Annotated in this window: 6 protein-coding genes; all 6 read right to left on the reverse strand. The window is 49.2% G+C overall.

All coding sequences use genetic code 11. The features are described from left to right. Nucleotides 1–1,535, reverse strand: a 1,535-nt coding sequence (locus CHB92_RS14255) for an FG-GAP repeat domain-containing protein (protein WP_144266312.1), incomplete at its 3' end; no start/stop codon positions are given. A gap of 301 nt (nucleotides 1,536–1,836) precedes the next feature. Then, complete coding sequence (locus CHB92_RS14260; protein WP_089319903.1) at nucleotides 1,837–4,329, reverse strand: hypothetical protein; 2,493 nt, start codon at nucleotides 4,327–4,329, stop codon at nucleotides 1,837–1,839. A 94-nt stretch (nucleotides 4,330–4,423) separates the two neighbouring features. After that, nucleotides 4,424–6,100, reverse strand: a complete 1,677-nt coding sequence (locus CHB92_RS14265) for a glycosyl hydrolase (protein ID WP_089319904.1) — start codon at nucleotides 6,098–6,100, stop codon at nucleotides 4,424–4,426. Between the two features lie 164 nt (nucleotides 6,101–6,264). After that, nucleotides 6,265–8,316 (reverse strand): IPT/TIG domain-containing protein, encoded by a 2,052-nt coding sequence (locus CHB92_RS14270; protein ID WP_089319905.1) that lies wholly within the window; start codon nucleotides 8,314–8,316, stop codon nucleotides 6,265–6,267. A 28-nt stretch (nucleotides 8,317–8,344) separates the two neighbouring features. Beyond that, the gene (locus CHB92_RS14275) at nucleotides 8,345–9,511 is read right to left on the reverse strand and encodes a glycan-binding surface protein (RefSeq protein WP_089319906.1); all 1,167 of its coding nucleotides are present in this window, start codon (nucleotides 9,509–9,511) and stop codon (nucleotides 8,345–8,347) included. Between the two features lie 34 nt (nucleotides 9,512–9,545). Next, the gene (locus CHB92_RS14280) at nucleotides 9,546–11,174 is read right to left on the reverse strand and encodes a RagB/SusD family nutrient uptake outer membrane protein (RefSeq protein ID WP_179223049.1); all 1,629 of its coding nucleotides are present in this window, start codon (nucleotides 11,172–11,174) and stop codon (nucleotides 9,546–9,548) included. Nucleotides 11,175–11,177: the final 3 nt, after the last annotated feature.

Below are 11,177 nucleotides of genomic sequence, written 5' to 3' on the forward strand. Positions count from 1 at the left end.
ACCACCAGGTCCAGGTCTCCGTCGTTGTCCAGGTCGGCGTACGCGGCCCCGTTGCTGTTGGAGGGGACATCCATGCCCCAGGCTTTCTGTTGGTTGCTGAAGGAAAGGTCGCCGTTGTTCCTGTAAATGTAGTTGGTCACGTTCGATGACGGGATCTTGTTAACCAGGTCAAGTATCCCCCGCTGGTCTATCTTCCCTCCCACACGTTGGAAAAAAGAGCTCCTGTATTTAATGAAGTCCAGGTTCGTGAAGTCCCGCAGGAAGCCGTTGCTCACGTACAGGTCTTTCCAGCCATCGTTGTCAAAGTCGGCAAACAAAGGCGCCCAGCTCCAGTCGGTATTTGAGATTCCTGCCAGCTGCCCTACCTCGCTGAAAGTACCATCCCCGTTGTTCACATGCAACATGTTGCGCATGTACTGCGGGTTAAAGCCGGCTCTTACAAAAATGTCAAAGTACTCGTAGTTGTCGGGCGAGAATAACAGCTTCTGCCGTCTGTTCTCTTCAGGCAGCATGTCCAGCGTGTACACATCCAGCAAGCCATCATTATTAATGTCGGCCACATCATTGCCCATGGAGTACAGAGAAATGCTCCCGATGCTTTGCTTGATCTTGTCGGTGAAGGTGCCGTCGCCGTTGTTGATGTAGAGGTAGTCTGGTGCTGAATAGTCGTTTGACACATAAATATCGGCCCAGCCGTCCTGGTTGATATCCGCGACCCCAGCACCCAAGCCATACGTGAAGGCCGAGCCAGCCAAACCAGCTTTATCAGACACGTCTAGGAATTTGCCGCCATCATTCCGGAAGAGCTTTACCCGCATTTCTGGCTGGGTTTTCTTCTGGATCTCTTTTATGCTCGTATCGTCCAGGTTATTGAACACCGTAGGATTATGATTCAGCAGGAACATGTCGAGGTCATTATCCCGGTCATAATCAAAGAACGTAGCATTGGTGCTAAAGGAGGCGTCGGCCAAACCGTACTCCTGCGCCCGGTCCACGAACACGGGAATACCTTTTGTATCCGGTCCCTGGTTTATGAAAAGCTGATTGGTCCGGGCCTCGGGGGGCATGTTTCCGGAATAGCAGAGGTACAGGTCCAGTAGGCCATCCCCGTTTACGTCGGCCATAGACACACCTGTTTTCCAGTTGTTCGGTCTGCCAGCCACCCCAGCAGGCAGGGTGATGTCCTCGAACTGCATGTTCCCCTTGTTCAGGTACAGGCGGTTGCCCACCATGTTGCCGGAAAAGTAAATATCCTGCAGCCCGTCATTGTTCAGGTCGCCAACAGCAACGCCGCCCCCATTGTAGAAATACTGGTACATGAGGATGTTCCCATAAGGGTTCTCCTGCAATACGTTGTTGAAGTCGATCCCTGTCTTCTCGGATGGCAACAGCTTAAAAAGGGTTTCTGCCGGTACCTCTTGCTCCGAAAGGTTTGTCAGGCTTCCTTCGTTGGCAGGGCTACTCTGGCAACCGGACAGGAAAACGGTAAGGGTTGCGACTAAGGGCAGGAGGTTGTTCAGTCTGGAAAACTGCATGCTTGTTTATTTCTAAAAAAGGCTCGTCTTTGCCATCACCTGTTATACATTAGCAGGCTATGGTTCTCTTTAACAGAGGCTTACCGCCAAAACATTGTTTAACGCATTGCCCCTCAACAACATGAAAGAGAAATAAATTCTCCTTTGCATATTTTTTACAAATTGTTGCGATATACCAAACACTCAAATGGGTACAGGGACAAAGCGCTTGAAAGGTAAAGCCATCTTAAAGCTACATAATAATTCGGGTAACTGGCAATGCCTGAAACAGCTAATCTTTGCTTCTCACAGCCCGGTACCCTTAGTACTTGATAATTCTTATGGACCTGCTTCTGTCCTTTGCCCAGATGACGAGTGTATAGACGCCTGGCTTCAGCTTTTTACCTAGTGTGCAGGTACCACTGCTCTTCCCGGCTTCCACCTGTACACCCAGTATATTCACCACGCGGTACTCGAAGGCAAAATCTGCTGTTATATTGAGAGACTCCTTGAAAGGATTAGGGGTATAGCTCAACTTTAACCCCTTTTCGGGTGCGATGGCTGTCACGGTACAGTCTGTTCGGCCAGTTGTGCCCCCCACACAGGTGTTGCAGTCATCTACATAGGCTGTGCCGTCGGCTGTTCCGTTACAGTCTACTCTGGCCCCATATACAATACCTCTTCCTGAAGTAGCAATGTAGAGCCTCCCGAATACCCGTGGGTCCCCTGTTATATCATTCACGCCACCAAACTGATGCTGCGCATCATTCAGTTGCAGCCAGGTAGCACCGGCATCATCTGAACGAAAAAAGCCTGTCGCCTCCCCTACTTTTCCGGCTATGAATACAGCGGGATAAGTTGCCCCTGCGGCTGCCTTTCCAAAACCTACCTTGACGGCTTCCTGCACCTTCGTTTGCCTTACAAAGCTTCTTCCTGAATCTGTGGAGCGGTACAGCCCTTCAGCCGGGTGCGTCAGCCACAGTTCTCCTTCAAGGCCCCAAACGGCTGCTACAGCGGCCGCCCCTGCCTGCCAGTCGGGCACGGAAGACAAATCCGTATAGGCTTGGGTAAAAGAGGCTCCCCCATCTGTGCTGAGCATTACCTTTCCCCCATCCCAGTCGTAAACATAGAACTTCTGGGCATTTACCCGATCTGCCACAGGTCGCAAGCCCCGTTTGCCTATGCCCGTAACGCTTGCCCAACTGCTGCCTTTGTTTCTGGAATAATACAGACTAGCAAGCCCATCAGGGGCCCAAACAAGGGTAGCTCCATCTGCTGAAACAGCAATTTTCCCTCCCCCCGTGGCTCCTGCTGGATAACTTTTGAAAGGGACCCAGGTTATTCCGCCATTGATCGAGTAAGCTCCGTACTTCCCTTCGGCACTGTTATAGGTCCTCGCCATAAAGGAGGGCAGCTTCTCTGCAAAGTCGATGCTAGTGTTGGTTCCGTACCTTGGTTCCAGGCGCCCTGCTGCCGGAGACACCTCCAGGTTGTCATGCTTAAAGCCGTCTATGTCCCCTAAGGCACTGAGCAAGGGGGCACCACTGGGCGGACTGATCAGGTCTAGCGGCACCGTCTCCTCCAGTCCTTTGTTCTGAAAAATCCACTGGGTCGGCTTGCCTGTATCCGCCGCCCTTAAATTTTGACTGTTGTACACGCCATAACCGGTAATAAACCAGGCGTTGTCGGGGTTAAAAGGATCTATTTCCACATCCCCAATCCAATGCGGACTGGAGGCCGTAGCGTAAGGGGCCAGGGTGTGATCCCAGGTAGCAGCGCTTAAGAGCGCTTTCCAGGTTTCTCCTCCATCAGTACTTCGGTAGACCTCATCGCGTGGCCACCATCGATCCAGTGTAGACACCAGGATAGTTCCAGGATTTTGGGCATCCAACGAGAGCCCTGCGTATCCCCCCTGTCCTGTGGGCGGACTTATGTCTGTCCATTGGTTTGTATTCGTATTAAATTTCTTTACTGCTCCTGCTGTTGCGCCATTCGGGCCGGCAGCATCTGCATAAGTCAGGTAGAGGGTACCGTCTGCTGCCAAGGCAGCCTGGTGCGGCATAAGAGAAGTTGGTTGCCCGGGTACGGCCTCCCATGTTACCCCGCCATCTGTGCTCTTGTATAGGTTTGTTCCTTTTTGCAGCACCCCGGCATACAGGGTTTGCGTGGCACTCCCAACCACTCCGCTCCCCTTATCAAACAGAACAAAGGCAATACCGCCTGAACCTACAGGACTGTTTGCGACAGGAAAACTGTTTACCTTACTCCAGTTGGCAGCATGATCTGTGCTTTTCCAGAGCCCATCCGTGCTTGAGCCCAGGTACAAAATGTTCCCTGCATTAGGGTCTACCTGCAAGCGTTCCCCGGCAGAACGACCGTTCTCATTACCCCCCAGTTTTATCGGAAGACTTGTTTTCGTCCAGGTGTTTCCTCTGTCAGAGGAGGTTAGGATGGCTCCTGTGCCTGCCCAGGACTGTGTATAAAGCCCAGCCGCAACATAGACTTTGTCCGGGTCTGTAGGGTCTGTTGCCAGGCTCAGAGCCCCGGTCAGGTTCTCTTCCCCTCTACCTAAATGGTCTGTTAAAGGTACCCACTGCTTGTTGGTCGCATCCCAGCGATAAGCTCCCCCAACGTCTGTTCTGGCATACAGCAGGTCTTTCTCTGTTGGGCTAAAAACTACCCCTGTCACAAAGCCGCCTCCCTGTATTGACACGTTCTTCCACTGATAAGACTCCTGCTCTTGTGCTCTCGACAGCACAGGTAGTAATAAGAGAGCCAGGCACAGGAAGAGTAGAAGACTATAAAGGTGTTTCATATCCTATGATGTGTGTGTGTAAAGGAAAGATACAAGCTCTGTTTGATGCTCCTCTACTTTTACTTTAAAGCTTTATGATAAAACAGTACCTCGCTTACTTCTTTACTACCTGCACGGCAGCTCCCTTTTGGTTCGTTTTCACTAGGTACAGGCCTGGCACTAAGCCTGCCAAAGAAACTGTTGCTGCGTTTGCCCCAACTTTCTGCTGCCTCACTAGCTTTCCCTGCGTGTTGTATACAGCAACCAAATCAATTCTGCGTATACTGTTAATTGTGAGGGTACTCTCCACTAAAGTTGGATAGGCGATAAAGGATGCTTTCTCCTTTTGCTTGTCCCACAAGCCGGTCGGTTCAGATGGTTCCTCAACCTGGTCCTGCCTTTCGTACCTGCTTAGCTCAGGCATCTCATCCAGGGTAATGACATATTCGTGCCCCAGCATCTTTTTCCAAAGGTCCAGAGAGTTGTATTTGCTATCGCGGGTGTAAGCGCCGTACCAGGGCATGAACCAGGACCAGGCAGCCTCATCCCGCACCAGGTTCTCCACGTCCGGAAAGGAGCCCACCTCGCTTAAAGTCAACATCTTTTTGCCACCATACCGGTTGTTCATGTCGCTGAACTCCAGCGTTTGTGATCCATGGTCCCCGTCTTTGTATATGTCGCGGCCAACAATGTCCACATAGGCGTCACCGGGATACCAGGCATCATCGTTCGGCTCCCTCGTCCACACCCAGATCAGGTTACGCAGGCCATGGTGGTTAACCATCCGGTCATACATCAGGTGCCATAAGGCTTTAAGGGGTGCTGGTCCTTTTGCTCCCCACCAGAACCAGCCGCCTGCCGCTTCGTGCAGGGGTCTCCAGATTACCGGCACATTCTGCTCCTGCAGTTCTTTTAACAGTCCGGCGATGTAATCAATGTCAGCCAGCATCGCCTGGTATTCTGCAGAGTTTGGATCAGCTATTTTGGTTATGTCGAAAGCAGTGCCATTTGGTTTAGAACTGTTCCTGGTATAGAATTCCTCCGTTTGGCGGGAGGGATCCCGCCAGTGCCACATCAGGGCTGGGATCCCGTTACGGCTATACCAGGTTTTAGCGTCATGAATAGGTGTTTTGTCGTTGTACCAGGTATAGTTCCGGCCACTGTGCATAAAGTCTATGCCCAATAAAGCAGGTTCTATGCCGGTGTTTTCTTTTAGCCAGTTTGCTTCATCAAAGCTCTCCAGCGTCATGGCCCCGGCAATAATCTTATCCCCGTAATTGTCTAGCAAGAAGTTATAAAGCGCTGTTGCCTCTTGCGTAGGATTTGGTGTGACAAGGGTTTGGTTGAGATCGAACCTGTCCGAGCCAGCTACTTTTTCGAATTCTATGTAATCTATGTCAATCCACCCCCACGACTTGGTAATTTTTACCTGGTGTTGGCCTGCTGCCAGCTTTTGCGCTCTTACGAGCTGCAGCGTGGTGTACTGTTTGTTTTGTTTAAATGAGAAATCTAAGGTATTCCCATTAATTTCGAACCTGTTGATCTTGTCTCCGTTTGGTGCGGCCGCTCTTATATAAATGTTATAAAAGCCCTCTGCTGCCAGGGTTACAGGAAAGGTGATGCTCCCTTCCCCCTGTGCCACGGCGCTCCCTCCGGAGCAACCGGAGCAGGCTATTTTAGAAGCCCCTCCGCTAAGCGTGGCGTTTTCAGCCTCGTACTTCTGCCCGGATACTTCTAAAGAGAACAGTAAAGGGAGGAGTATGAGGCAAAGCTTTGTAAAAGTTTGGATCATTAAGAGGTTGTTTTTATGAGAGTGTCATGTATGAATAGTGTTCGAAGCAGTACAGGAAGGCAGCAAAAAAATTCTGCTAGCAAGGTCTCTGCTTTCTCATGTATGTTACATAAAAAAGGAAGAGCGTTGCTGCTCTTCCTTTTTAAATTTAAACTTAGCACTTCTTAACGAAGACCAAGATCATCTACATAGATAGTGTTAGGGTTAGATCCGAAGTTCTTAATATAGAACTCTTTGATGCCTCCTGAAACATCTCCCAATGCACTGATTGGAACTTCAACAAGCTTCCACTCTCCCGCTTTTACATCGAAAGCCGCATCAGCAGAGAACGAGTCATCTGACTTCTTAGCCGCAATGGCTACTCGGCTGTCTTGAGAACCCCCTCGTACATACAGTACAATGTGCGTGTTGCCGGCCAAAACGTTAGGATTAGTTGGGTGCAGCTGGAATGCTCCATAAGCATCATCGTAAACAATCTTGATGGCTTTGTCACCTCGGCTAACCTGCTCTGTATTTGCCACATCCTGCGTTGGAGCTCCCCAACCATTCCACTTCTGCCATCCCTCAGCAAGCGCTTCATTATAAATGTAAGTAGAGATGTTTGGTGCTGCTGTACCGATTGTTGCACGCTTATCTGTAGTTACCTCGAAATTAGACTGCGTGATCAACTTGAGAAGCCCTGTTTGTGCACTAGCAGGAACTCTTAACACAATTTGGGTATTATTCTGCGCTGCAAAATTAGACACTGTTGCGCCTCCGTGGAAAACGACTGATTTTACCAGATCAAGTTCAGTACCAGTCAATGTTAGGAAATTACCCGCTATCACTGGCTCTGGTGTTACACTTGCTAGAACCGGTAGTACAATTGTAACCATGGCAGTGGTCTCCATCGCATAGTTCTTGTGTGTTACGAGCTTCAAAGCGCCCTTCTTGGCGTTCATCGGAACCTTTACAACAATGCGCGTAGGAGTCTGGCTAACAAAGTTGGTAACCACTGTACCACCCGGGAACTCAATGCTCTTTACAAGATCAAGGTTTGTTCCGTTTAGTGTCAGATTCTGGCCTGGATCAACTAGACTAGGAGAAACTGTTGTGATAGCAGGAAGAACGATTGTCAACTCCTGCGTAGTAGCAGTCTCCACACCAGACTTCGCCACGATGGTTAAGGTTCCCTTCGAGGCATTGTCCGGCACAGTTACCACAATGCGATCTGCAGACTGGCTTACAAACTCGCTCACCTTCGCTTCGCCTACCCCTTTAAACTTGATTTCTTTTACAAAGTCAAGGTTGGTACCTGTGATAGTTAAGTTCTGGCCATGCTTGATAGCATTTGGAGTTAAAGCAGTAACCGCAGGTAAAACAACAGCCAGTTCCTGTGTAGTTTCTACCTCTACATCAGAGTTTGCTACAAGTTTTAGCTTGCCAGTCTTAGCATTTGCCGGTACAGCCACCACAAGCTCTGTTGCCGTCTGCTTTACAAACTCAGTCACCTTCGCTTCGCCAACTCCGGCAAAAAGAACGCTCTTTACCAGGTCCAGGTCTGTACCTGTAATGGTCAGGTTCTGTCCTGTCTTTATAGAAGCCGGAGCTAAAGTTGCTGCCTTGGGTAAAGTAACAATCAGCTCATTCTCTGTTTCTACAAAAGCAGGTTCTGTACCGCCCCCAATTACAAGCAGTTTACCAGTCTTCGCCGTTGTTGGCACCTGCAGCACTAACTCAGTTGCTGACTGGCTAACAAACTCCTCTACCGTATCTTTTTCAAAGACTACTCCTTCAACCCAGTTTAACTTAGTACCTGTAATGGTAATGTTCGAACCCGGTCTTGCTTCCTCCGTTACCGTAGCAATGGTGATCGGAACCTCAAAGCTTAGTCTTGTCTTGGACACCACATCCTCGCCTTTAGCAAGCTTTAGTGTTACCAATCCTTCCATGGTCTCCTCAGGCACCATCAGCCTGATCAGTTCTGAAGTTTGTTCGATGAAGTCAGCTTTAGCAACTGTTGCACCTTCAAACTCAATCGCCTCCACTTGCTTTAAGTTACGACCAATGAACCGTATCTCTTGCCCGTGCTGCACACCGGTAGGGCCAAAGCTTAACAACTGCACCTGTCCTGCATTTGGATCAACGTCATCATCATCGTCGCATGAGGTTATGACGGTGAACGACAGCAGCAGGCATAAGAGCAAGAGCAGCCTTGTGTTATAGAAATTTTTCATACTTATATCTTTTATAAGAATTAATGATTTATTCTGCTTTTGGCACTACTCGCATGTTGTCGATCGCGAAGTTCGCATTAACGGCAAGCGGACCGCTGAAGTGGAATGACACACCATAACCATTCGGGTTATAGGCAAACTCCTTGTTGGCTTTGTAGAACTCATCAAACGGAATGCTTACTGTTTCCCAGTTGCCTTTTGTGTCCACGTTTGGCTTCCAAGTGTAGCTAAAAGTACCTCTTTCACCTGGCATATTAGCCCCCATGTACATTTTGATCTCAGCACCAGTCAGCGGAGCCAGCGTATTGATCTCGAACTTCAGCACATATTCTGATGGATTGGCAAGAGCTGCTGCCGGAACGTTCTTCGTTTCTTTAGCGATGTCTCCACTTGCCTCGCCAACATACATCTCAAACCATGCCCAGGCCCCAAGCTCACGGTTGATTCGGATAAATTTCCCGTTGATGTTTGAGATTGCAGGATCATCCGCCTTGATGTAGTTTGGACCGTGCCATACTCCTGTAGCAAGTGGTATGTCAAAGCTGGCGATGATATTTCTGTTATCGCGGAACCAAAAATCAGATACCGTCTCACCAAAGTTAGTGGTAACAGTAATTGGTCCTGGTTCTGCTCCCTCTGGCACTTTTACTTCTACCCTCTGTGCATCATCTGATACAGAAACGACCTCTCCTTCTACACCACCCGTAAAGGTTACTTTCAGCGGCTTGTAGAAATAATTGCCCAGAATGGTAGCAGTACCGCCTGTGTTCACATATTCGCTCAGCATTCCTGTGATCACTGGCTCACTGATATCCACTGTAAAATCATGAACCAAAGAATCACCGTTTGCAAAAACGATCTTCATCTGGTTTGTGATATCCGTCGGGATATTAGTGGGCACTCTGGTAATGATAGAAGTATTTGTGATAAAGGTAGGCGAAAGGGTTCCCTGCTGGTCATTAAACCAGATCTGACGGGCATCCTTCAGGTTTTGTCCTACAATAGCAATCATACTTCCCTGGCCTGCTTTCGTAACAAGCGAGTCTGAGGCTTCAGGTCTTGTAACCCTTACATAACTAATCATTGGCTTACCACCGTTCGGCCCGTTCTCATCGTCGTCCGAACAGCCTGTAAATACCCCTGCCATCACAAAAGCGAGGAAGAGAAACAGCAGTGATTTATATCTAAATTTCATATACACGTTCTTTTGTTTATTTATAACATCAAGGTTATTCCCCAAACTCGTAAGGCACTGGCTCATCTCTCAGCCATGGCGCCTGGCTCGATTCTGCTGCAGGAATTGGAAGTAAGAAGTTACCTGAATTGGCAGTAGCTGTACGCTCTTCAAACCATTCTGTCTTTGCGAAAGTCCAGGAAGTAGGGTTTGGCATGCGGTTTGGCTTAACAACGAACATCCCCCGGTCCTGGCTGTTGATGATATCGTAGGCTCTTTGAGGGGCAAAATAATGGATCCGTACCAGGTCGTACCATGCCAAGCCTTCCATGGCAAACTCTTTCATGCGCTCCTCAAATACGTCTCGCCAGGTTAGCGGCCCTTCAAGAGGAGGTACACCGGCTCTTTGACGGATAACGTTTACATACTCCAACGCTTTGGCATCATTTGTAGACTCACTGCCGCCTAAAACTGCGTCAGCGTAGATCAGGTACATTTCTGCTAAACGCAACATGTACGTATCGTTCGGGTAGCGCTGCGACATTGCCTGCCCGTCCAAGTCCTTGGCCTTACCAACAACGTACTTTTTAATGTTAGCAAAGCTGTTCTCGGCATCTGCCGCTGGTGCCGGGAAGATTAACTCCTGCTCTGACTCCTTACCATTTGCGTCTCTCACTGTCTGCGTAATTTCAGGATAGTGGAAGCCTGGCAGCATGTAGGTCGCTTTCAGACGCTCGTCATTCGTGAAACCATCTTCAAACAGGCCATCGTAAAGGCTCAACTGCCACCAGGAAGCACTAAGGTCACCACCCCAGCCATCACCGTTGGCGATATCATTGCTGTAGGTGATCTGCGAAACCATGGTGTTCGCGTAGCCATAGTTTGTAGTGAACACCCACTGCTGCTCGAACAGGGACTCAACGTTGTTATCATAAGGATATCTGAAAAGGTCAGCGTAATCCGGAAGCAGGGTATGCCCGCTCATCGTGATTACTCTCTCTGCATATTCCTTTGCCTTGTTCAGGTATTCCTGATTTATGGAACCACCTACACCGGCTCTGGTCAGGTACGTTCTGGCGAGCATGCCCTCAGCAGACCATTTTGAAATTCTACCTGGTGCTACAGCATTTGCCGGAAGGTTCTCAGCCGCATACAGATAATCCCGCGTGATAAACTCCCAAACGCTCTCCACAGTGTTCCGCTTCACTTGTGGGTCGCTCAGCTTCTCCAGGTTATTTTCGATGATCGGGATCGGACCGTAATTCATTACCAGGTAAGAATACGCCGTGGCGCGCATAAATCTTGCTTCGGCAAGGGCATGCTTCTTAATATCCTCCGTCACTTGTGGCCCTGCGTAGCGGTTTATGTTCTGAATGAGTGTGTTGGCCTGCCCAACCACGATCCAGAACGTACGATAGGCTTCACTGTTTGAAGTAGAAACTTCTGTTGTGTTAAACAACACGTCATCTCTATAGCCCCAGGCCCTGTAAGTAGTTCCGGCTCTTAAGTCACCTAAGGCCCAGGAAGCCTTATCCACGTAATCCTTCCAAACCACACTGTAAAGGGGAGCTGTAGCTGCCAATACCTGCTCATTGGTTTTAAAGAAGTTGGCATCCACCAGTGTATCTTGTGGTGGCCTTTCCAGGAATTCCTTCTCACAGCCCGAGAAAACGGACAATGCCATGAG

Source organism: Pontibacter ummariensis (assembly GCF_900188175.1).
GTDB lineage: Bacteria > Bacteroidota > Bacteroidia > Cytophagales > Hymenobacteraceae > Pontibacter > Pontibacter ummariensis.